This is a genomic window from Streptomyces sp. NPDC101178 (genome assembly GCF_044767965.1).
In the GTDB taxonomy this organism is placed as follows: Bacteria; Actinomycetota; Actinomycetes; order Streptomycetales; family Streptomycetaceae; genus Streptomyces.
The window spans coordinates 375,115-397,300 of the sequence record NZ_JBIWOZ010000008.1 but is presented as its reverse complement, the minus strand read 5'-3'; the positions used below and the strand labels follow the sequence as shown (position 1 = coordinate 397,300).

The window sequence follows — 22,186 nt, the reverse complement described above, 5'->3', positions numbered from 1 at the left end:
ATGGCTCGCACCATGCATCTGGCCGCGCACTTCCCGGGCGTCAACGCCACCACCGTGTGGGCCGACCCGCGCTCCCGCAGTCAGATCGACTTCTCGTCCTTCGTCCATCTGGCCAGGACGGCGGAGCGCGGCAAGTTCGACTTCTTCTTCCTCGCCGAGGGGCTGCGGCTGCGCGAGCACAACGGCCGCGTCCACGACCTGGACGTGGTCGGCCGCCCGGAGTCGCTGACCGTGCTCAACGCGCTGGCCGCCGTCACGGATCGGCTCGGCCTCGCCGCCACGGTGAACGCCACCTTCAACGAGCCCTACGAGCTGGCCCGCCGTCTCGCCACCCTCGACCACCTCAGTGCGGGACGCGCCGCCTGGAACGTGGTGACCTCCTCCGACGCCTTCACCGGGGAGAACTTCCGCCGGGGCGGCTATCTGGACCGGGCCGACCGCTACACCCGGGCCGCCGAGTTCGTCGCCACCGCCCGCGAGTTGTGGGACTCCTGGACGCCGGGCGGCGAGTCGCGGCCCTTCGCGCACGAGGGCGAACAGTTCACGATCTCCGGTGAGTTCACCGTGCCCCGCTCCCCGCAGGGCCACCCGGTGGTGATCCAGGCCGGGGATTCCGGCGAGGGCCGGGAGTTCGCCGCGTCGGCCGCCGACATCATCTTCACCCGGCACGGCACCCTGGAGGCGGGCCGCGACTTCTACGCCGACGTCAAGGCCCGGCTCGCCGCGTACGGACGTGAGCCCGACGACCTCAAGATCATGCCAGGGGTCACCGTGGTGATCGGCGACACCGACGCCGAGGCGCAGGAGCGCGCGTACGAGATCCGGCGCCAACAGGTCTCGCCGCAGAACGCGATCCTCGCCGCCGAGCAGCTCTGGGGCCGCGACCTCTCCGCGTACGATCCCGACGGCCCGCTCCCCGAGGTCGACCCGGTCCTCGACTCGGGCCTGGTCAAGGGGCGGGTCCTGCACGGTGACCCGGTCGGCGTCGTCGCCCGGTGGCGCGCGATCTCCGAGGCCAAGGGGCTCTCCCTGCGGCAGACGGTCATCGAGACGACCACCCGGCAGTCGTTCATCGGCTCGCCGCGGACGGTCGCGGCGGAGTTGACCGCGTTCGTCGACGAGCGGGCGGCCGACGGCTTCATCCTCGTACCGCATCTCACCCCGGGCGGCCTGGACGACTTCGTCGACCGGGTCGTCCCGCTCCTCCAGGAGAGCGGAGCATTCCGCTCCGAATACTCCGGCTCCACGCTGCGGTCGCACCTCGGCCTCGCGGAGCCGGTGTGGAAAGGTTGATCGCATGAGCACGGACGCACAGCAGCACCAGCAGGCCGGAGGCCCGGACGCCGCCGAGGAGTGGCAGCGGTGGCACGAGGAGCGCGTCCTCGCGGTCGCCGCCCCCTACGGCCCTCTCTCCCTGACCGGAACCCACTGGCTCTCCGACCACCCGGACGGTCGAATTCCGGCCGTCCCGGGCCAGTGGCGCGAGGACGGTGACGAGGTGGTGCTGACCGCCACCGCCGAGGACGGCATCGTTGTCGACGGCAAGCCGCTGACCGGCGAGGTCCGCCTCTCCGCCGACCGCGGCCCCATCGACGACTCCCGGGTGGCGCAGGGGGTCCGGCGGCTGGTGGTGCTCCGCCGCGAAGGGCTATGGGCGGTACGGGACTTCGACCCGGATTCACCGTCGCGGCACGCCTTCTCGACCATCGACGCCACCCCCTACGACCCGGACTGGGCGCTGCCGGGGACCTTCCGTCCGTACGGTGAGGAGCGGGCCGTACGGGTGCCCAACGCCGACGGGGTCGAGCGGGGGCTCGGGCTCGGCGGGGAGATCGCCTTCACGGTGGCCGGGGACGAGCACACGCTCCAGGTGGCGGTCGAGCCGGACGGCTCGCTGTGGGCCGTCTTCGCCGACGCCACCAGCCAGAACGGCAGCTACCGCTTCCGCTTCCTGCGCCCCGGTCCGCCCGCCGCCGACGGCAGCGTGCACGTCGACTTCAACCGCGCACTGCTGCCGCCGTGCGCCTTCGCCGATCACTTCATCTGCCCCTTCCCGCCCCCGGGCAACACCCTCACCGTGGAGGTCCCGGCGGGGGAGCGGAACCGCCTGGACGCCTGAGCCGCACGGCCCTCCGGGGCCCCGTGCGACCCTCCCGGCCCCCGGCAGCCCGAGCGCTGCCGGGGGCCGGGTTGCGGGTGGGACGTGGGTGGCCGAAAGGCATGCTTGCGTCTCCCGTCCGGGCGCCTCGATACTCCCGTCAGCGATTGTCAGGGGCACGGCAACTCCGGAATCCGGACAGGCCCCCGACTGCGCCTCACGGGCCCGCCACCCCACAGGAGGGCCCCCGATTCCCCTCGGAGGAACCCGAAGTGAGGATCAAGCGCACCAACCCCCGCCACAACCAGGCGAGACGCGTCCGTACCACGGCCGTCCTCGCCGGACTCGCCGCCGTCGCGGCGTTCACCGTCCCCACCGCCAGCGCCGAACCCACCGGTACGTTCAGCGCCACCCAGCTGTCCACCGCGAGCGACGCCGTGCTCGGCGCCGACATCGCGGGCACCGCCTGGAACATCGACCCGAAGACCAACCGCCTCGTCGTCACCGTCGACAGCACGGTCACCAAGGCGGAGATCTCCCAGATCAAGAAGGCCGCGGGCGCCAACGCCTCCGCCCTCACGATCGAGCGCACGCCCGGCACGTTCAACAAGCTGATCTCGGGCGGCGACGCGATCTACTCCAACACCGGACGCTGCTCGCTGGGCTTCAACGTCCGCAGCGGCTCCACCTACTACTTCCTGACCGCCGGTCACTGCACCAACGGTTCGACCACCTGGTGGGCCAACTCCGCCCGCACCACCGTGCTCGGCACGACCGCCGGCTCCAGCTTCCCGGGCAACGACTACGGCATCGTGCGCTACACGAACACCACCATCCCCAAGGACGGCACGGTCGGCGGCCAGGACATCACCAGCGCCGCCAACGCCACCGTCGGGATGGCCGTCACCCGCCGCGGCTCCACCACCGGCACCCGCAGCGGATCGGTCACCGGTCTCAACGCCACCGTCAACTACGGCGGCGGCGACATCGTGACCGGCATGATCCGCACCAACGTGTGCGCCGAGCCCGGTGACTCCGGCGGCCCGCTCTACTCCGGCACCCGGGCGATCGGTCTCACCTCCGGCGGCAGCGGCAACTGCTCCTCCGGCGGCACGACCTTCTTCCAGCCGGTCGTCGAGGCCCTGAACGCCTACGGCGTCAGCGTCTACTGACGGGCGCACCGGGTATCCCCACCGGCGCACGGGTTCCCCGGCCCGCGCACCGGACACGCCCGGCGCTGTCCGTACATACGAGCCCCCGTCCGGAATTCCGGACGGGGGCTCCCGCGCGCCCCCCGGCTCTTGAGAGGATGTCGCGACGACCGGTCGCACGCGAAGCGCCGACACCAGGGGGTCCCAGGTCCGTGAATCGCATCGGCATCACCGGTCACCGCTCCATCCCCGACGGGGCCCGGACCCACGTCCTCGCCGGTCTGCGCGCGGCCCTGTGCGGACTCGACGGCGCCACCGAGGCGCTCTCCAGCCTGGCGGTCGGCGCGGACCAGCTCTTCGCCGGCCTCGCACTCGACTGCGGCGCCGAGCTGACGGTGGTCATCCCCAGCGGCGACTACGAGGCCTGCTTCGAGTCCAGCGCCGACCTGGACCGCTACCGCCTCCTCAAGTCCCGCGCCGCACAGGAGGTCCGGCTCGGCTTCCCGCACTCCACCGACGAGGCGTACTACGCGGCCGGCGCCTACATCGCCGACCACTGCGACCTGCTGCTCGCCGTCTGGGACGGCCGCCCGGCCCGGGGCCTCGGCGGCACCGGCGACATCGTCGACTACGCCCGTACGCTGGGCCGCCCGGTCACCGTCATCTGGCGGGAGGGCGTGGAGCGGGGCTGACCACGGTTCCGGTGCCGTGCGTGCCGGTACCGCCGGCGGCCGGTCAGGTGCGGTGCCGCACCAGCCAGTCCGTGTGCTCCGGCGAGACGATCCGCTCGGTCTCGAAGACCGCCACCGGCCACTGCCGCTCGGTGAGCGTGGTCTCCATCGCCGCCTGCATCGACTCCAGGTCGTCCTCCACCAAGGAGTGCGCGGAGATCAGCGGATGGTGGCGGCGCAGCTCGTTCCAGGCGAGACAGGCCGCGCCCGCCGCCGAGAGCACCCCGGTCAGCCCGAGCGAGCGCCCCGCCCCGAAGAGCTGCGCCACGCTCAGCCCCAGCGCCGGCAGCGTCAGCGCCACGATCGCCCCGGACCAGACGAGCGCGCCGCGCCGGGAGACCAGCCGCCGTCTGCGGTACCACCGCCGCTGCTCGATCAACCGGTCCCGTACATACGTCTCCTTGCGTACGGTGAAGGCCTTGTCCCGTAACTCCCGCATGGATTCCGTGATGACCGCCCCGTCGGCGTCCGTCATCTCCTCGCGCGGATCGGCCCAGCCCACCTTCCTCAGCTCCTGGAGCCCGTCCTCCAGCCGGTTGGCGAAGAGCGCCTCGGGGTGGTGGGTCGCACTCTCGAAGGGCGAGCCGTGGACCGCGTAGCGCCAGCAGAGGGACTTGATGAACTCCGCTGCGGAGCGGTTGAGTTGCCAGTGCGACTTTGCTTTCCGCCGGGAGCCGAGGTAGGTCGTGAACAGGACACCCAGATACGCCGACACCGCTGCCCCGTAGAGCAGTTGGACGGCGAGACCGTCGTCGGCGTGCCACGGGAGCGCCGCGGGCACCGAGCCGGCCACCAGCAGCGCCAGCTGGACGCGGGTGGTGTTCACGGCCTCGCGCTGCCGGGCCACGGCGATCGCGTCCGTACGGTGGAAGAGCGCGGGCAGGTCGGCGTTCCTGAAGACCATGCTCTGAAGAGGTCCGGGAATCGCCGTCATGTTCACTCCCGTATCCCATGTAGTCGGGGCTCCGTTGTCGGAATGAAAGATTCCGAACCATTTGGAGCAGTCCCGTATGTCACTCGGCTTACGAGGGTGCGACACGAGTTGCACACCTAGGTCATGAGAGTAAAGTCGTGCCGCCGGGCACTGCAATGGTGCACCTGCTGGTGTTGTCCCCCTGACCGGAACGAGCCCCCTAGGACGGCCGTGAAGACCTACGCATCACCCCCTCTCTTCGCTGACGCGAAGAAGAGCCGTGTGCCGCTCGCCGAGATCGACCTTTCCGGTGGCTCCGCCGCTCGGAAACTTGCGCGAGTGATCCCCACGGCCGACGGCCGTACCTCCCGGATCTCCACCTTCAACTCGGCTCTCTGAGTCGTTCCGCACGGTCGGATTCCGGTGCGGAACGCTGCACTAGACTGAGGGAATGACAGGACCCGCGGTCCCCTTCCGCGAAATCGTTCTGAAGGTTCACAGCAGATGCGATCTGGCCTGTGACCATTGTTATGTCTACGAACATGCTGATCAGAGCTGGCGAACCCGCCCCAAGGCAATCTCTGACCATGTCGTTTCCCGGACGGCTCGACGCCTGGCCGAACACGCCAGGACCCACGCCCTGCCCTCCGTGACAGTGATCCTGCACGGAGGGGAGCCCCTGCTCGCCGGACCGGCCCGACTGCGCCGCGTCTGCGAGGAGTTCACCTCGGCCCTCGCGGGCATCGCCGAACTGGATCTGCGGATCCACACCAACGGCCTCCAGCTGAGCCCCCGTTACCTCGACCTCTTCGACGAGTTCGACGTCAAGGTGGGCATCTCCCTCGACGGCGACCGCGCCGCCAACGACCGCCACCGCCGCTACGCCGACGGACGCAGCAGCCACCCGCTGGTCCTCAAGGCCGTGGAGCTGCTCCGGCAGGACCGCTACCGCCATCTCGACCTCGGCCTCCTCTGCACGGTCGACATCGCCAACGACCCGGTCGCGGTCCTCGACGCGCTCACCGGACTCGAACCGCCGCTCATCGACTTCCTCCTTCCGCACGCCACCTGGGACGAGCCCCCGCCGCGCCCCGGCGGATCCCCCACCGCGTACGCCGAGTGGCTTCTCACGATCTTCGACCGCTGGCAGGAGCAGGGCAGGCCGGTGCCTGTCCGCCTCTTCTCCTCGGTGCTCTCCACCCTGAGCGGCGGCCCCAGCCTCACCGAGTCCCTCGGGCTCGCGCCCACGGACCTGGTCGTCGTCGAGACCGACGGCCAGCTGGAGCAGGTCGACTCCCTCAAGAGCGCCTACGAAGGCGCCGCGGCCACCGGGTTCGACGTCTTCACCCACAGCTTCGACGAGGTCGCGGCCCATCCCGGCGTCCGGGCCCGCCAGCTCGGCCTGGCCGGGGTCAGCGAGACCTGCCGCCGCTGCCCCGTCGTACGCTCGTGCGGCGGCGGCCTCTACACCCACCGCTATCGCACGGGAGGCGGCTTCGACAACCCGTCCGTCTACTGCGCCGACCTGGCCGCGCTGATCCGGGGCATCGAGGACCGCACGGCCGCCGCCACCGAGTCGTCCGCCGTCCGCGACCCGTACGAACTGCTCGCCGCCCAGCAGGATCTGACCCGCACCCTGCTCGCCGCCCTCCACGACGGCCTCGGCGGCAGCGGCGGGGAGGTCTGGGAGTCGGCGTGGGCGCTCGCCGCCGAGCTGGAGGCGGACCCGGCCGGGCAGGAGGGCCTGGACCTGGTCCTCGCCCACCCCTACACCCGCACCTGGCTGCTCGACGCGCTGGAGGCGGTACGGGCCGGCCGGCCGGTGCACGGTCCTCCGGTGGAGCGGCTCGCCGCCACGGTGGCCGCCGCCGCCGTACACGCCGGGCTCGACCTGGCCGTCCCGGTGGTCCACCGCGACGGCCGCCTCTTCCTGCCGACGCTCGGCGAGGTCCGGATCGGCGGGGCGGGGGAGACGGGCACGGCGGTGGTGCGGGCCGAGAGGGAGGGGTTCGCCGTCCGTGCCGAAGGCGTCGCGGTGCTGCACATCGCGCGCGGAGCCGGGGAGAGCTCGCGGTGGTCGCCGGTACGCCGTCTCGCGGTGGCCGGTCCCGTACGTGTGGCCGACGGACCGGTTCCCGTACCCGTACTGGACGATCTCGATCCGTACCGCTCCTGCTTCGACACGCCCGCCGCCGAGCGCCTCTCCCCGCAGGCCGCCGACGCCTGGTCCGCCTCTCTCGCTGCCGCCTGGGAGCTGCTGGCGGAGACCGTTCCGGAGCAGGCGGCCGAGGCGGCGGCCGTGCTCACCACCTTCACGCCGCTCGCCGTCTTCACGCCCCTCACCACCTTCACGCCGCTCGCCGGCGGCCCGCCGGTCCAGGCCGGGCGCCATGGGTACGGGGCGCTCGGCATCGCGGCCGCCGGTGATGCCCAGGCCCTGGCGATGGCGCTGCTGCGCGGGTTCCGGCGGGCGAAACTGCGGGCGCTGGCCGAGGCCGCGGACCTGTACGCCTCGGACGGTTCCTGGGATCATCGGATGCCCTGGCAGGAGGAGGGGGAAGAACCCGTTCCGTTCTCCCGGCTGCTGTCGGAAACGTACGAACGGGTCGGGCTCGGTCTCTTCGCACCTCAGTTCCTCGCCGGGGTCCCGCAAGCGCTCGACCTGATCGAAGAGGCGGCCGAAACGACCGTCGACGGAAAACAATTGCTCGCCGCGATGCGTAAAGAGATCAACGGTACACACGGGACATCCGGGAGGAACGGTCGCAAGACCGCTACGGAGTCCGCCGCAGTGCGGTGAATACGGGATCGGTTGACTGAAAATTAGCGTTCAATGACCGAACGGCAGGGGGGTGGAGCGGAGTCCGCTCCGGAATGATGAATTCGCTCGCATTCCTTTCCTACTCCTCGGGTGCGAGTGCTCACACAGGACGGGGGTCGTGTGTACGCATCGACGCAGCAGCGAGCGGCGGACCATCGGCCGTACTTCTTTCTGAGTTACGCCCACACGCCGGGCCACGGCAGCGGAACGGACCCCGATATGTGGGTCGAGCGCCTTTTCCGTGATCTCTGCGGCCATGTGCTGGCCATGACGGATCTGCCCGCCGGCGCGTCCCCCGGCTTCATGGACCGCGAGATACGCTCCGGCGAGGGCTGGTCGGAGCGGCTCGGCGAAACGCTCGCCACCTGCCGGGTCTTCGTCCCGCTGTTCTCGCCGCGCTACTTCGCCAGCGAGATGTGCGGCAAGGAGTGGCACGCCTTCGAGCAGCGGGCCATCCACCACCGGGCCCGCTCCAACCAGCCCGCCGAGGCGATCGTCCCGGCCCTGTGGGTGCCGGTGCCGCCGAGCCAACTGCCGGGCTCCGCCGAGCGGTTACAGTTCAACCACCGCGATTTCGGCGACCGGTACGTCACCGACGGCCTCTACGGCCTGATCAAGCTCAGACTCTTCGCCCAGGAGTACGAACGGGCCGTCTACGAACTGGCCAAGCGCATCGTCCGGGTCGCCGACACCGTCCGCATCGACACCGGCAGACCCGTCGACTACCGCCTCGCACCCAGCGCCTTCGGCTCCCCGAGCAGCGGGGTCGGCGCTCCCCGGCCGATGCGGATCACCATCGCCGCGCCTACCCGCCACGACCTGCCCGACGGGCGCATCGGCGACTACTACGGCGACCACCCGCAGGACTGGAACCCCTACCACCCGGCCGCCGCCCGCCCGCTGGCCTATGTCGCCGAGGAACTGGTGCGCTCGCTCAACTACCAGGCGCAGATCACCTCGTTCGACGAGGAGTCGGGCCGGCCCGAGGGGAAGTCACCACCCACCACGCCCGAGATCCTCCTCGTCGACCGCTGGGCGCTCCAGGACGAGGACCGCCGCCGCAGGCTCGCCGCCTTCGACGCGGAGGACCGGCCCTGGGTGACCATGGTCGTGCCGTGGAGCCGCGAGGACCACCAGAGCCGGGCCGCGGAGGCCGAACTGACCGAGAAGCTCGAAGCGACCATGCCGGCCAAGATGCGCCACGGACGGGCCTTCTGCCGCGCCGCGGCCCGTGGAGTGCCGACCATGGAGGCGTTCGGCCAGATCCTGCCGCAGGTCGTCGAGGTGGCCGCCCAGCAGTATCTGCGGCACGCCACGGCCTATCCGCCGGTGACCGGCGGAGGACACGGCGAACGGACCCGACTCACGGGCCCCATGGGCAACACCAGCTACACAGCCGACCCGCACGACCCTGCGACGGAAGCGGAGGACCTATGAGTGCCGGTCGTGACGGGCGCATCGTCACCTTCTACTCGTACAAGGGCGGCACGGGGCGCACCATGGCCCTGGCCAACACCGCCTGGATCCTCGCCGCCAACGGCAAGCGGGTGCTGGCCGTCGACTGGGACCTGGAGGCGCCCGGCCTCCACCGGTTCTTCCACCCCTTCCTCGACCCCGCCACCCTCGGCGCCACCACCGGCGTGATCGACCTGATCACCGAGTACGCCTGGGCCGCGACCAGCCCCGCCCAGCGCGCAGAGGACTGGCACCGCGACTACGCCCGCATCCAGCCGCACGCCGTCTCGCTGACCCCGGAGGCGCTCGGCTGGGAGTTCCCGCAGGGCGGCACGCTGGACTTCGTCTCCGCCGGACGGCAGAACCGCGAGTACAGCGCCACCGTCTCCACCTTCGACTGGGACAACTTCTACGACCGGCTCGGCGGCGGCCACTTCTTCGACGCGCTGCGCGAGGACATGAAGGCCAACTACGACTACGTCCTCATCGACAGCCGGACCGGCCTCAGCGACATCGCCGACATCTGCACCGTCCACCTCCCGGACGCCCTGGTCGACTGCTTCACCCTCAGCGACCAGTCCATCGACGGCGCCGCCTCCGTGGCCCGCCAGATCGCCGAGCGCTACACCGGCCGCCCCATCTCCATCTTCCCGGTCCCGATGCGCATCGACGAGGGCGAGAAGGAGAAGGCGGACGCAGGGCGGGCGCTGGCCCGGCTCAAGTTCGACCGGCTGCCCCGCGACCTGTCCGGCGACGAACTCACCGCCTACTGGGGCGCGGTGGAGATCCCCTACCGCCCGTACTACGCGTACGAGGAGACGCTGGCCACCTTCGGCGACGAGGCCGGGCTCACCAACTCCCTCCTCTCCGCCTTCGAACGGCTCACCGCCGTCATCACCGACCGCGAGATCACCTCCATGCCGCCGGTCGGCGAAGAGGTACGCCTGCGGATCCGCGACGCCTTCACCCGCCGCCGCCCCGCCCTGCCCGCCGACCTCTTCCTCAGCTATGTGGCGGAGAACCGGATGTGGGCCGACTGGATCGAATCGGTCCTCACCCGGGCCGGCTTCCGGGTCGTCCCGCGCGACGTCTCCGCCGAACAGCCCGCGCCACGTCCGGCGCCGACCGCCGAGAACGCCGCCCGCACCGTGGTGCTGCTCTCCAGCGCCTACCTCAAGTCGCAGCGCGCGGTAGACCTCTGGGAGCGGGCCGTCGCCGAGGACCCGGGCGGCGGCCGGCGCCAGCTGCTGCCGCTGCGCGTCGGGGACGTACGCCTCTCCGCTCCGTACATCGACCGCAACCCGGTCGACCTCTTCCGGCTGGACGAGGTGCACGCCACCGCCGCCCTGATGCGCGCCCTGGACCGTCCGGTGCAGCCGGCCGACGGCGTCTCACCCGGACCGCGCTTCCCCGGCACCGTCCCCAGGATCTGGAACGTACCGCCCCGCAACCCCGGCTTCACCGGACGCTCCCTCGTCCTGGAGCGGATGCGCGACCAGCTCGGCGGCGGGATGGCCGTGGTCCTGCCGCAGCCGCAGACGCTGTACGGACTCGGCGGCGTCGGCAAGACGCAGGTCGCCCTGGAGTACGTGCACCGCTTCATGGCCGACTACGACCTGGTCTGGTGGATATCGTCCGAGCAGGGCGACGACGTGGTCGCCTCGCTGGCCGAACTCGCCGTCCGGCTCGGCGCCCAGGGCGGCGAGGACATGGCGGCCGCCTCGCAGGAGGCCGTCGACCTGCTGCGGCGCGGAGTGCCGTCGGAGCGCTGGCTGCTGGTCTTCGACAACGCCGACGACCCCGAGACGCTGCGCCGCTACTTCCCGCAGGGCGGCTCCGGCCACATCCTGGTCACCTCCCGCAACCAGAGCTGGTCCCAGCACGGGGACGCGCTGCCCGTCGACGTCTTCCTGCGGGAGGAGTCGGTCGAGCACCTCCAGCGCCGGGCCCCGGGGCTCAGCGACGAGGACGCCGACCAGGTGGCCACCGCCGTCGGCGACCTGCCGCTCGCCGTCGAGCAGGCGGCGGCCTGGATCGCCGAGACCGCCACCCCTATCGACACCTATCTCGAACAGCTCGCCCGCCAGGCGCCGCAGGTCCTCGCCCTCAACCAGCCCGCCGGCTACCCGGAACCGGTCGCCGCGACCTGGAACATCTCCATCGCCCGGCTCAAGGACCGCTCGCCCGCGGCGGTCCGCCTCCTCCAGCTCTGCGCCTTCTTCGCCCCCGAGCCGATCTCCGCCAACCTCCTCTACAGCAAGGAGATGATCGAGGCGCTGAAGCCGTACGACTCCTCGCTCCAGGAGAAGCTGGTGCTCGGCCGGGTCATCCGGGAGATCGGCCGGTTCGCGCTGGCCAAGGTCGACCAGGTCTCCAACTCCATCCAGGTCCACCGCCTCGTCCAGGCGGTCATCAAGGCCCAGCTCAACGAGGAGGAGCAGCGCGAGGCGCGCCACGTCGTCCACCGCATCCTGGCCGGCGCCCGGCCCGACGACGACGAGCCGATCGACAACCCGGAGACCTGGCCGCGCTTCGCCACGATCTGGCCGCACCTCGGCCCCTCCGACGCCCGCAACTGCAAGGAGCCGGAGACCCGCAGGCTGCTGATCGACCGGGTCCGCTACCTGTGGAAGCGCGGTGACATCAGGACCGCGGAATCGCTCGGGGAGGAGCTGCGGGAGGTCTGGCGGGAGACGCTGGGCGAGCGGGACCTGCAGTACCTCTACCTCTGCTTCCACCTCTCCAACATCCTGCGCACACGCGGGCGTTACGTGGAGGCCAAGGAGCTCGACGAGTTCACGCTGCTCCGGCAGCGGGAGGTGCTCGGCGCCGAGCACCCGCACACGTACATGACCACCAGCAGCCTGGCGATCGACCTCGGGCTGCTCGGCGACTACGGGCGGGCGATCGAGCTGGCCACCGAGGCCCACGAGGGCTTCGGCCAGATCTTCCACGACGCGCACCCCAGGACCCTGGCGGCCGCCAACAACCTGGCGCTGAACCTGCGGAGCATCGGCCAGTACGCGCGGGCCCGCGAGATCGACCAGGACGTCTACGACCGGCGCACCGAGGTGCTCGGCGCGAAGCACCCGTACTCCCTCTCCTCCGCCATGAACCTCGCCCGCGACCTGCGCGAGGTCGGCCGGTACGAGGACTCCGTCGGCCTCCTCAGCCGTACGTACGAGAGCTTCAAGGAGACGCTCGGCCGCACCTACCCGACGACGCTGAGCGCGGCCAAGAGCCTGGCGGTGTCGCTGCGGCGGGCCGGGCGGCTGGAGGACGCCCACCGGCTGACGGTCGCCACCCGCGCCCGGTACCGGGCCAAGTACACCTCCGCCAACCCCGATTCGCTGGCCTGCGACCTCAACCTGGCGGCCGACCTGTTCGCCGCCGGGGACGCGGTCCAGGCCCGGGACGCCGCGCAGGAGGTGGTGGACCAGTACATGAAGGTGCCGGGGGAGAAGCACCCGTACACCCTGGCGGCCCAGAACAACCTGGGCGTCTACCTCTCGGGGACCGGGGAGGCGGAGCGGTCGGAGCAGATCCTGACGCTGGTGGTGGCCTCGATGCGGGAGCGGTTCGGCCGGGAGCACCCGAACACGCTCTTCTGCGTCATGAACCTGGCCAACGCCACGGCGGACCGCGGCGACCTTCCGCTGGTGCTGGAGACGGAGCAGCGGCTGGCGGTGCAACTGCGCCAGGCGCTGGGGGCCCACCATCCCGAGACCCTGGCGATGATCTCCAACATGGCGGTCACGCTGGACGCGATGGGGCGCGGGGAGGAGGCGGCGCAGGTGCGGGCCGAGCTGCTGGGCGAGCTGTCCCGGCAGCTCGGCGACGAGCACCCGCTGACCCAGATCGCCCGGGACGAGCGCCGCTTCCGGCGGGAGCTGGAGCCGCTGGCGGTGTGAGGCCGGTCCTTCCGGCAGCGCGTCCGGTCACCCCGTCGCCGTGGCGGGCAGCGGCTCGCCCGGGTCCTCCCGTTCGTCCAGCAGCCAGTTGAGGATGCGCGGGAGGACGGAGAGCGCGTCGAAGTGCGCCGCCGCCGGTTCCAGTACGGCGGTGGCGCCCGGGATCTGCCCGGCGAGCCAGCGGGAGTGGCCCACCGGCGAGAACACGTCCTTCACCCCGTGCCAGAGCAGCACCCGGCCGGTGATGTGGGCCGGTTCGAACCCCCAAGGGCTGCAGAACGCGATCGCGTCGTCGATCCAGCCGTACGCCGAAGTCCGCAGCCCCTCGCTGTAGTTGCGCAGCAGCATGGACCGGATGCCCGCGTCGTTGACCACCATCCGGTCGGAGTCGGTCAGCTCCCGGCGCAGATCGTCCAGGAGCCGGGCCGGGTCCTGCCGGATCTGCGCCGAGCGGACGATGAAGGACGCCGCGAGGGAGTCCGGGTCGGCGGCGGCCGTGGAGTACGCGAGCACGTTGGACGCGGCCATCCCGTCGAACCAGTCGAGACCGGCCGCACCCCACGGCGCCAGCGTGACCAGAGCGGCGGTACGGGTCACCCGCTCGGGCAGCAGCGCCGCGCAGGCCAGCGCGTGCGGGGCCCCGCCGGAACGGCCGACCACGGCGAACCGCTCCAGCCCCAGCGAGTCGGCGATCGCCCGGACGTCCTCGACGACATCGCCGACCCGGCGGCCCGCCTGCCGGTCGCTGCCGCCGTATCCCGGCCGGTCGTAGGTGATCAGCTGCGTACGGCGCTGATAGAGGACCATGCCGCGAGGAGCGGGCCCGAGCCGGCTGCCCGGCGTCCCGTGGAGCAGGAACACCGGTCTGCCCCGGGGGTCGCCCAGCCGCTCCACCATCAGATGCCGCCCGTCCGCCGCGCGCACCCGATTGCGCACCCGCGCCTCCCCAGCTCGGTCCCCCCGGCGTCTGCCGGCTTTTCGATGATGACCCATCAGGTCGGCGACCGGCACTCCCCGTCGGTTCCTTGTCGACGGTCGATCAGACCCTCGCAGGGGTGAAATCAGGACAGGACTAGTCCTCACCCAGGGGCGGCCGATCGTTGCACCGAGTGTTCGCAAACGGAACCGACATGGCATGACCCGCGGTAAGTGAACATCGCGCGGGTGAAGCGTCGGTGTCGTGTGCACGTCTGGAAGTCGGCCTTGTGTGCTACCGGACCCCCTAGGAATAGTGGGCGCCCCATCCTCCGTGTACGAGCACCCCACATGCTCCGTACGCGGCCCCACAGGAGGTCGAAGTTGAAGCATCGACGCATATCCAGGAAGCGTGCGACGGTGGCCGGATCGGCCGTCGTCGCCCTGGTCGTAGCGGGTTTCACGTTCCAGAGTGCGAACGCCAGTGACGAGGTGCCTCAGTTCACGGTCAAGACGCTCAACGCGGAGGCGGCCGGAAAGCTCGCCACCACGCTCGACCGGGACCTGGGCGCGGACGCGGCCGGCTCCTACTACGACAGCACGACGAAGGCCCTCGTCGTGAACGTCGTCGACGAGGCCGCCGCCGAGCAGGTCCGCCAGGCGGGTGGCCAGGCCAGGGTCGTGGAGCACTCCCTCGCCGAGCTGAAGTCGGCCCGGCAGACCCTCACCGACAAGGCGACGATCCCGGGCACCTCCTGGGCCGTCGACCCGGTGAGCAACAAGGTCCTCGTCACCGCCGACAGCACGGTCGACGGTGCGGCCTGGAAGAAGCTCTCGGCCGTGGTCGAGGGGCTCGGCGGCAAGGCCGAACTCAACAAGGCTGCGGGCGAGTTCAAGCCGCTGATCGCGGGCGGCGACGCGATCTACGGCTCCGGCTCCCGCTGCTCGCTCGGCTTCAACGTGGTCAAGGACGGCGAGCCGTACTTCCTGACCGCCGGCCACTGCACCGAGTCGGTCACCAGCTGGTCGGAGACCCAGGGCGGCGGGGAGATCGGGGCGACCGAGGGCTCCAGCTTCCCGGAGAACGACTACGGCCTGGTCAAGTACACCTCGGACACCGCGCACCCGAGCGAGGTCAACCTCTACAACGGCTCCACCCAGGCGATCACCCAGGCGGGCGACGCGACGGTCGGCCAGCAGGTCACCCGCAGCGGCTCCACCACCCAGCTGCACGACGGTGAGGTCACCGCGCTGGACGCCACGGTCAACTACGGCAACGGCGACATCGTCAACGGCCTCATCCAGACGACGGTCTGCGCAGAACCGGGCGACAGCGGCGGCGCCCTCTTCGCCGGCGACACCGCGCTGGGCCTGACCTCGGGCGGCAGCGGCGACTGCTCCTCGGGCGGTACGACGTTCTTCCAGCCGGTCCCTGAGGCGCTCGCCGCCTACGGGGCCGAGATCGGCTGACGTGACACCGCACGGAACGGCACGGCATCAAGGAGAGGCCTCCGGCGCGAGCCGGGGGCCTCTCCCGTGCCTGCGCTCAGGCGGCCGGGCCGGTGGAGTCCGCCTTGGCCGGCGCGATGCCGAAGGCGCGTACGGCCTGGTAGTAGGTCCAGGCGGTGCTGTTGCAGGAGGTCCGCTTCGCGCCGGAGTAGGCGGCGCACACGCGCTTGAGGTCCTCGTAGAAGGCGGAGTCGATACGGGCCTTGTTGGCGGAGAACGTACCGGCGGCCTTGTAGTTCCGGTAGCCGAAGTCGTGGCGGGCGCAGGAAGTCTGGAAGGGGAAGCCGAAGGGGTTGTCGGGGGAACTGCTGCAGTAGTCCGTGGACCAGTCGAAGCCGTACGCGGACCAGGCGCCCTGGTTGTTGCGGGCGGCGTTCCAGGCGTTGTGGCTGGAGGCGCTCGTCTGGGTCCAGGAGCTGAGCACCTGGGGCTTGTCGGCGGGGGCGGCCGAGGAGGGGGCGGCGCTGATCAGGGTGAGCGGGAGCGACAGGGCGACGGCGGCGAGCGGAGCCGTGAATCGACGACGCATGAGCGATCTCCGTGGGGGTGGGAAGGAGTGGTCCTGGCCGTGCTCCTCGTCGGGTGGACGAGGAGGCTCCAGAATGTCGTCATGAACCTGTCATGCATAGCCGTTGAACCGACCTGACATCAGGAATTGGGCGGAACGTCGGACGGGGCCGCCGGAGAGGCGGCCCCGTGAACGGACGGCGGAGATTTCAGACGGCCGTCGACCCGCCGGACGGTGACGACGCCGCCTCCACGCTCCCGCCATCCGGCCCGCCCCGCCGCCGCATCGACAGCAGCAGGGTCAGCGCCGTCCCGGCGACCGCCCACGCGGAGAGCACCAGCAGCGGCCCGGTGACCGCGTTGCCCCGGAAGTAGGCGATCGAGCGGGCCACCCAGGTGCCCGCGCCCGGCGGCAGGGCCGGACCGATCGCGCGCCAGAAGTCCGGGAGCATCGGCAGCGGGAAGGCGCCGCCCGCGCTCGGGTTGCCCGCGACGACGATGATCAGGACGGCCAGGCCGATCCCGACGATGCCGGTGAGGGCCTCCAGGGCCAGCGTGGTCATCCCGACCGAGAAGACGACCAGGGCGCCGAGACCGGCCAGGCCCCAGACGCTGCCCGGCAGCGCACCGAGGATCGGCCCGATGATGACCGCGCCACCGATGCCGCCGGCGACCGCGTACACCGCCATCACCGCCGTCCGGATCAGCGCGCGCTGCCGGTTGGCGGGCTTGGTGCCGGCGCTGATCGCCAGGATCGACGCGCAGAGGTAGCCGCCGACGCACCAGCCGACCACCAGGTAGAAGGACGAGAGCCCGTCGAAGTCGTCGGCGGAGGCCGGCGCCACGTCCACGGTCCGTACGGTCCGCTGCTGGCCCGCCTCGACCTGGGTCAGGATCCGCTCCAGAGCGCTGGACAGCACGGTCCCGCCACCGGAGGCGACCAGCAGGGTGTCGGTGCGGCCCTGGGGCGAGACGATCAGGGCCCCGTCGATCTCCCGGTTCATGATCTGCTCCCGCGCCTCGGCCTCGCTGCTCACCGCCCGGGGATCCAGCGGCCCGCCGGGCAGCCCGTCGAGCTGGGGGACGAGCTGCTGGGACACCTGCTGCGGGGCCACCACTCCGAAGGCCACATCGGTCGGCTTCGGCTTGTGCAGCGCGCCGACGTAGGACGCGATGAACAGCAGCTGCAACCCGAGTACGCCGATGACGAGCAGGGCGGCCCGCGGAGTGACGGCGTTCTTCACCTCGTCGACGAAAGTCATGCCCCCACCGTCCGGGCGGGACGGTGTCCGCGCAGGTGGGGTGGGGCCGAATGGCTCAGGGGCGGGCGGGGGTGCGTGGTGCTCCGCGCGCTGGATATCGTACGAATGTTCGAAGCTGGTCTATGGTGGAGAGCAGGGGGTGGTGAGTGACGGAACGGTCGGAGCGGTTCAGGAGGTGCGCATGTCCGGTTTCACGCATCTCCATACCGTCTCGGGGTTCTCCCTGCGCTACGGGGCCTCGCACCCCGAGCGGCTTGCCGAGCGGGCCGCCGAGCGGGGGATGCGCGCTCTCGCGCTGACCGACCGCGACACCCTTGCGGGGGCGGTCCGGTTCGCCAAGGCGTGCCGGGCGGGGGACCGCGAGGTGCGGCCGCTCTTCGGGGTGGACCTCGCCGTGGCCTCGTACGGGTCGTACGGGTCGTACGGGGAGGGGGTCGGCCGGCGCGCTGTGCGTCCGCGCACTCCCGCGCGCGGCGGTTCCTTTGTCGATGAATCCGCACCTCGTGCCACCTTCCTCGCCCGGGACGGCGCACGCGGCTGGGCCGAGCTGTGCCGGCTCGTCACCGCCGCCCATGCGCGGGGTTCCGCCGATCCGCTCGACGGGTCCGGGCCGCCCGACGTCACAGGGCCGCCCCTGGTCGGCCGGGAAGCGCTGCCCGCCGACGGGCTGACCGTGCTGCTCGGGCCCGCCTCCGAGGTGGGCCGGGCGCTCGCCGCGGGCCGACCCGACCGGGCCGCCGCGCTGCTCGCGCCCTGGCGGGAGATGTACGGCGACGACCTGCGCCTCGAAGCCGTCGACCACGGCCGCCCGGGCGCCGGGGCCGGATCGCTGCGGCTGGCCGCCCGTACCCTCGGCTTCGCCGCCGACCAGGGTGTACGGGCGGTGCTGACCAACGCCGTCCGGTACGCCGACCCGGGCCAGGGCCCCATCGCCGACGTGCTCGACTCCGCCCGCCGGCTCGTCCCTCTCGACCCGCGCCGCTCGCCCCTGGACAGCGGTGAGCGCTGGCTCAAGGGCGAGGGCGCGATGCGGGAGACCGCCGAGCGGATCGCCTCCGCCGCCGGTCTCGGGCCGGGCGCCGCGGCCCGGCTGCTGGCGGAGACCCGGGACGCCGCCGACGCCTGCCGCGTCGACCCCGCCGCCGACATCGGGATGGGCTCCATCCACTTCCCCGAGCCGCACCTGGTCGGCGCCGGCCGCCGTACCGCACACCGGGTGCTCACCTCCCGGGCCGCCGCCGGAATGGTGCGGCTCGGCCACGACCGCGACCGCGCGTACTGGGACCGGATGCACGGGGAACTGGACATCATCGCCCACCACGGCTTCGCCTCGTACTTCCTGACGGTGGCTCAGGTCGTGGACGACGTAAGGGAGATGGGCATCCGGGTCACCGCGCGCGGCTCCGGCGCGGGCTCCCTGGTCAACCACCTCCTCGGCATCGCCCACGCCGACCCGGTGGAGCACGGACTGCTCATGGAGCGCTTCCTGTCCAAGCGCCGCTTCGTCCTGCCCGACATCGACATCGACGTCGAATCGGCCCGCCGGCTCGACGTCTACCGCCGGATCATCGAACGCTTCGGGCCTGAACGCGTCGCGACCGTCGCCATGCCCGAGACCTACCGGGTGCGCCACGCCATCCGGGACGTCGGGGCCGCGCTCTCCATGGACCCGGCCGAGACGGACCGGCTCGCCAAGGCGTTCCCGCACATCCGGGCCCGCGACGCGCGCGCCGCGATGGAGGAACTGCCCGAGTTGAAGGAGGTCGCGCGTAACCAGGACCGGTACGGCCGGTTCTGGGAGCTGGTGGAGGGGCTGGACGCGCTGCCGCGCGGGGTCGCCATGCACCCGTGCGGGGTGCTGCTCTCGGACGCCGGGCTGCTGCACCGTACGCCGACCATGCCCACCAGCGGCGAGGGCTTCCCGATGTCCCAGTTCGACAAGGAGGACGTGGAGGACCTCGGGCTGCTCAAACTCGATGTGCTGGGCGTACGGATGCAGTCGGCGATGGCGCACGCCGTCGCCGAGGTGAAACGCGCCTCGGGCACGGAGGTGGACCTGGACGCCGTACCGCCGGGCGACCCGGAGACGTACCGGCTGATCCGCACCGCCGAGACGCTGGGCTGCTTCCAGATCGAGTCGCCCGGCCAGCGCGACCTGGTCTCCAGGCTCCAGCCCGCCACCTTCCACGACCTGGTCGTCGACATCTCGCTGTTCCGGCCCGGGCCGGTCGCCGCCGACATGGTGCGGCCGTTCATCGAGGCCCGGCACGGCCGCGCGCCGGTCCGCTACCCCCACCCTGACCTGGAGGAACCCCTGCGCGGCACCTACGGCGTGGTCGTCTTCCACGAACAGATCATCGAGATCGTCGCCATCATGACCGGCTGCGGCCGGGGCGAGGCCGACCGGGTGCGGCGCGGACTCTCCCACCCCGAGTCGCAGGGCCTGATCAAGGAGTGGTTCCCCCGGCGGGCGGCGGCCATGGGGTACGACGAGGAGGTGATCGCCCGCACCTGGAAGATCATCGAGGCGTTCGGCAGCTACGGCTTCTGCAAGGCGCACGCCGTCGCGTTCGCCGTACCGACGTACCAGTCGGCCTGGCTCAAGGTGCACCACCCGGCCGCCTTCTACGCCGGTCTGCTCACGCACGACCCCGGGATGTACCCGAAGCGGCTGCTGCTCGCGGACGCGCGGCGGCGCGGGGTGCCGGTGCTGCCGCTGGATGTGAACCGGTCGGCGGTCGCTCATCGAATCGAACTGGTGTCCGACGAGAGGGATCGTAAGGAGACCTGGGGGCTGCGGCTCGCGCTCTTTGACGTCCACGGCATCAGCGAGGCCGAGGCCGCCCGGATCGAGGAGGGGCAGCCGTACACCTCGCTGCTGGACTTCTGGCAGCGGGCCCGCCCGGGCCGCCCGGTCGCCGAACGGCTGGCGCAGGTCGGTGCGTTGGACGCCTTCGGCGCCAACCGCCGCGATCTGCTGCTGCACCTCTCCGAGCTCCACCGCGCCCACCGGAGCTCCGGTTCCGGCGCCGGTTCCGGCGTCCGGGGCGGGCAGCTCCCGCTGGGCGACGGGCACCGTACGGGCTCGCTCGGGCTGCCCGACCTCAACGAGGCGGAGCGGCTGAGCGCCGAGCTCGGAGTGCTGAGCATGGATGTCTCCCGCCATCTGATGGGGGATCACCACGCCTTCCTGGAGGAGCTGGGCGTGGTCTCCGCCAAGCGGCTGCGCGAGGCCCGGCACGGTGAGACCGTGCTGGTCGCCGGGGCCAAGGTGGCCACCCAGACGCCGCCGATACGCTCCGGCCGCCGGGTCATCTTCACCACCCTCGACGACGGCAGCGGCCTGGCCGACCTGGCGTTCTTCGACGACAGCCATGCCGCCTGCGCGCACACCGTCTTCCACTCCTGGCTGCTGCTGGTACGCGGAGTGGTGCAGCGGCGCGGCGCGCGCAGCCTGAGTGTGGTGGGCCAGGCCGCCTGGAACCTCGCCGAACTGGCCGAACTGCGCCGCACCGGAGGGCTCGACGCGGTGGCGGCCCGGCTGGCGGAGGAGCAGCGGGAGGAGGGCGCGGAGGAGGCGGAACCCGGGCCCGGACGTCGTATACGGATGGAGACCGGTTACGAGATGAACCCCTGGGCCGACCTCCAGCCACCCGGCGAAGGTCCGCCCACCGGAAGGAAGTTGTGGCACCAGTCGCAGGGGAGCGCGGGATGACGGAGGCATCAGGAGGCGTCCTGGGGGAGCGCGTGCTGGCCGATGATCCGGCAGGCGTCCTCTACCTGCGGTTCCGCAGGACCGTCGGCGGGCCCCCCGACAGCGCCGGCTACACCGGCCTGCTCGCTCTGCTCGGTGCCTTCACCCCGGTCGTCGAGGCCGCACCGCCCGACGGGGCGCTCGCCGATGTGGGCGGCGCGCTGCGCTACTTCGGCCGGGACGCGCAGGGTCTGGCCTCGGTGATCCGGGTCCGGGCGCTCGCCCTGCACGGGGTGGACTGCTCGATCGGGGCGGCGGCCAACCCCATGGTGGCCCGGATGGCCGCCCGGCGGGCCGCGCCCGGGACCACCTTCGTGGTGGACCGGGGCGAGGAGGCGGCCTTCCTGGCGCCGCTCCCGGCCGCCGCCCTGGACGGCGTCGGGGCCGCCACGGCGCGCACCCTGTGCGGTTACGGGCTCGACTCCGTCGGCCGGATCGCCGCCGCCCCCCTGGCCACGCTCCAGCGCATCACCGGCGTACGCACCGGGCGTGAGCTGTGGGAACGGGCGCGGGGCATCGACCGTACCCGGGTCGTCCCGAACGCCGCCGCCCGCTCCCTCGCCGCTGAACGCTCCTTCCCCCGCGACGAGTTGTCGCCCGAGCGGCACCGCCGCGCCCTCCTCTCGCTCACCGAGGAGCTGGGGGCGCGGCTGCGGGGCGAGGGGCAGGTGTGCCGGTCGCTGGCGGTCTCGGTGCGGTACGCGGACCGGACCGGCTACGCCACGCTGACCCGGAGCCGGACGCTGGGGGAGCCGACCGCGCACTCGGCGGCGCTCACCGCGCTGGCCTACCGGATCCACGAGTCCTTCGGGCTCCAGCGGGCCCGGGTACGGGGGATCGCGCTGCGCGCGGAGGGGCTGGCCGACGCGGGCCGGGCCTCCCGCCAGCTCACCTTCGACCCGGCGGACGAGCGGTCGCGCCGGATCGAGGAGGTGGCGGACCGGCTGCGGGAGAGGTTCGGGCCCGGTGCGGTGAAGCCGGCCGGACTCGCGGCCTGAATCACGTGGTTGACGCCCGTACTCGATCTACGGTGAGGCCGCGCCATTTTTTACCGACGCGTAACTTCCCACCGAACCTTACTCGTGCGTAATTTGGCATGAGCACACAAAGCTTGTGGTCCGGGCCACAGGGCGCACCCCCATCGCACCTCCCTTGAGCC

15 protein-coding genes are annotated in these 22,186 nt (G+C 71.8%); 11 read left to right on the top strand and 4 right to left on the bottom strand.

Annotation, left to right across the window (positions count from 1 at the left end):
- The 4 genes from ACIRR8_RS24270 to ACIRR8_RS24255 all read left to right on the top strand — a co-directional run bounded on the left by ACIRR8_RS24270 (window position 1) and on the right by ACIRR8_RS24255 (window position 3,941).
- Complete coding sequence (locus ACIRR8_RS24270; RefSeq protein WP_404068402.1) at window positions 1-1,293, top strand: NtaA/DmoA family FMN-dependent monooxygenase; 1,293 nt, start codon at window positions 1-3, stop codon at window positions 1,291-1,293.
- A 4-nt stretch (window positions 1,294-1,297) separates the two neighbouring features.
- Complete coding sequence (locus ACIRR8_RS24265; RefSeq protein WP_404068400.1) at window positions 1,298-2,119, top strand: DUF1684 domain-containing protein; 822 nt, start codon at window positions 1,298-1,300, stop codon at window positions 2,117-2,119.
- Between the two features lie 251 nt (window positions 2,120-2,370).
- On the top strand, window positions 2,371-3,270 hold the full coding sequence (locus ACIRR8_RS24260; RefSeq protein ID WP_404068397.1) for a S1 family peptidase: 900 nt from the start codon (window positions 2,371-2,373) through the stop codon (window positions 3,268-3,270).
- Between the two features lie 191 nt (window positions 3,271-3,461).
- Window positions 3,462-3,941: a hypothetical protein gene (locus ACIRR8_RS24255; protein ID WP_404068395.1), complete on the top strand. Its 480-nt coding sequence runs from the start codon at window positions 3,462-3,464 to the stop codon at window positions 3,939-3,941.
- Between the two features lie 43 nt (window positions 3,942-3,984).
- Here ACIRR8_RS24255 and ACIRR8_RS24250 read toward each other — a convergent pair whose 3' ends face one another.
- Window positions 3,985-4,914 (bottom strand): DUF4231 domain-containing protein, encoded by a 930-nt coding sequence (locus tag ACIRR8_RS24250; RefSeq protein WP_404068392.1) that lies wholly within the window; start codon window positions 4,912-4,914, stop codon window positions 3,985-3,987.
- Between the two features lie 123 nt (window positions 4,915-5,037).
- On the opposite strand from ACIRR8_RS24250, the gene fxsA reads away from it, so the two are divergent.
- The 4 genes from fxsA (at window position 5,038) to fxsT (ending at window position 13,080) form a co-directional block, all read left to right on the top strand.
- Window positions 5,038-5,292 carry an FxSxx-COOH cyclophane-containing RiPP peptide gene (gene fxsA, locus ACIRR8_RS24245; protein WP_404068390.1) on the top strand — a complete coding sequence of 85 codons (255 nt, stop codon included), beginning with the start codon at window positions 5,038-5,040 and terminating at the stop codon, window positions 5,290-5,292.
- 52 nt (window positions 5,293-5,344) lie between these two features.
- Entirely contained in the window at window positions 5,345-7,693 is a 2,349-nt protein-coding gene (gene fxsBH, locus ACIRR8_RS24240) for a radical SAM/SPASM protein FxsBH, inactivated beta-hydroxylase extension form (protein WP_404068387.1), read from the top strand.
- A gap of 141 nt (window positions 7,694-7,834) precedes the next feature.
- Window positions 7,835-9,151 (top strand): FxsC protein, encoded by a 1,317-nt coding sequence (gene fsxC, locus ACIRR8_RS24235; protein ID WP_404068385.1) that lies wholly within the window; start codon window positions 7,835-7,837, stop codon window positions 9,149-9,151.
- Window positions 9,148-13,080 (top strand): FxSxx-COOH system tetratricopeptide repeat protein, encoded by a 3,933-nt coding sequence (gene fxsT / locus ACIRR8_RS24230; RefSeq protein ID WP_404068383.1) that lies wholly within the window; start codon window positions 9,148-9,150, stop codon window positions 13,078-13,080. The genes fsxC and fxsT overlap by 4 nt, the downstream gene beginning before the upstream one ends.
- Before the next feature lie 27 nt (window positions 13,081-13,107).
- On the opposite strand, the gene ACIRR8_RS24225 is transcribed toward fxsT, so the two are convergent.
- Entirely contained in the window at window positions 13,108-14,016 is a 909-nt protein-coding gene (locus tag ACIRR8_RS24225) for an alpha/beta fold hydrolase (RefSeq protein WP_404068380.1), read from the bottom strand.
- Between the two features lie 330 nt (window positions 14,017-14,346).
- On the opposite strand from ACIRR8_RS24225, the gene ACIRR8_RS24220 reads away from it, so the two are divergent.
- Window positions 14,347-15,465, top strand: a complete 1,119-nt coding sequence (locus ACIRR8_RS24220) for a S1 family peptidase (RefSeq protein WP_404068378.1) — start codon at window positions 14,347-14,349, stop codon at window positions 15,463-15,465.
- Between the two features lie 76 nt (window positions 15,466-15,541).
- On the opposite strand, the gene ACIRR8_RS24215 is transcribed toward ACIRR8_RS24220, so the two are convergent.
- Window positions 15,542-16,033, bottom strand: a complete 492-nt coding sequence (locus ACIRR8_RS24215; protein ID WP_404068376.1) for a phospholipase — start codon at window positions 16,031-16,033, stop codon at window positions 15,542-15,544.
- Between the two features lie 187 nt (window positions 16,034-16,220).
- A complete protein-coding gene (locus tag ACIRR8_RS24210) occupies window positions 16,221-17,273 on the bottom strand; it encodes a DUF3533 domain-containing protein (protein ID WP_404068373.1) in 1,053 nt (350 codons plus the stop codon).
- A 181-nt stretch (window positions 17,274-17,454) separates the two neighbouring features.
- Between ACIRR8_RS24210 and ACIRR8_RS24205 the strand changes: the two genes are divergently transcribed.
- Both ACIRR8_RS24205 and ACIRR8_RS24200 read left to right on the top strand, forming a co-directional pair.
- A complete protein-coding gene (locus tag ACIRR8_RS24205; RefSeq protein WP_404068371.1) occupies window positions 17,455-20,988 on the top strand; it encodes a DNA polymerase III subunit alpha in 3,534 nt (1,177 codons plus the stop codon).
- Window positions 20,985-22,025 (top strand): DNA polymerase thumb domain-containing protein, encoded by a 1,041-nt coding sequence (locus tag ACIRR8_RS24200; RefSeq protein WP_404068368.1) that lies wholly within the window; start codon window positions 20,985-20,987, stop codon window positions 22,023-22,025. Before ACIRR8_RS24205 ends, ACIRR8_RS24200 begins: the two co-directional genes overlap by 4 nt.
- Window positions 22,026-22,186: the final 161 nt, after the last annotated feature.

Coding starts and splice junctions, on each gene's coding strand:
- ACIRR8_RS24270 (WP_404068402.1), top strand. CDS start 1: ATGGCTCGCACCATGCATCTGGCCGCGCACTTCCCGGGCGTCAACGCC.
- ACIRR8_RS24265 (WP_404068400.1), top strand. CDS start 1,298: ATGAGCACGGACGCACAGCAGCACCAGCAGGCCGGAGGCCCGGACGCC.
- ACIRR8_RS24250 (WP_404068392.1), bottom strand. CDS start 4,914: ATGACGGCGATTCCCGGACCTCTTCAGAGCATGGTCTTCAGGAACGCC.
- fxsA (WP_404068390.1), top strand. CDS start 5,038: ATGAGAGTAAAGTCGTGCCGCCGGGCACTGCAATGGTGCACCTGCTGG.
- fxsBH (WP_404068387.1), top strand. CDS start 5,345: ATGACAGGACCCGCGGTCCCCTTCCGCGAAATCGTTCTGAAGGTTCAC.
- fxsT (WP_404068383.1), top strand. CDS start 9,148: ATGAGTGCCGGTCGTGACGGGCGCATCGTCACCTTCTACTCGTACAAG.
- ACIRR8_RS24220 (WP_404068378.1), top strand. CDS start 14,347: ATGCTCCGTACGCGGCCCCACAGGAGGTCGAAGTTGAAGCATCGACGC.
- ACIRR8_RS24215 (WP_404068376.1), bottom strand. CDS start 16,033: ATGCGTCGTCGATTCACGGCTCCGCTCGCCGCCGTCGCCCTGTCGCTC.
- ACIRR8_RS24210 (WP_404068373.1), bottom strand. CDS start 17,273: ATGACTTTCGTCGACGAGGTGAAGAACGCCGTCACTCCGCGGGCCGCC.
- ACIRR8_RS24205 (WP_404068371.1), top strand. CDS start 17,455: ATGTCCGGTTTCACGCATCTCCATACCGTCTCGGGGTTCTCCCTGCGC.
- ACIRR8_RS24200 (WP_404068368.1), top strand. CDS start 20,985: ATGACGGAGGCATCAGGAGGCGTCCTGGGGGAGCGCGTGCTGGCCGAT.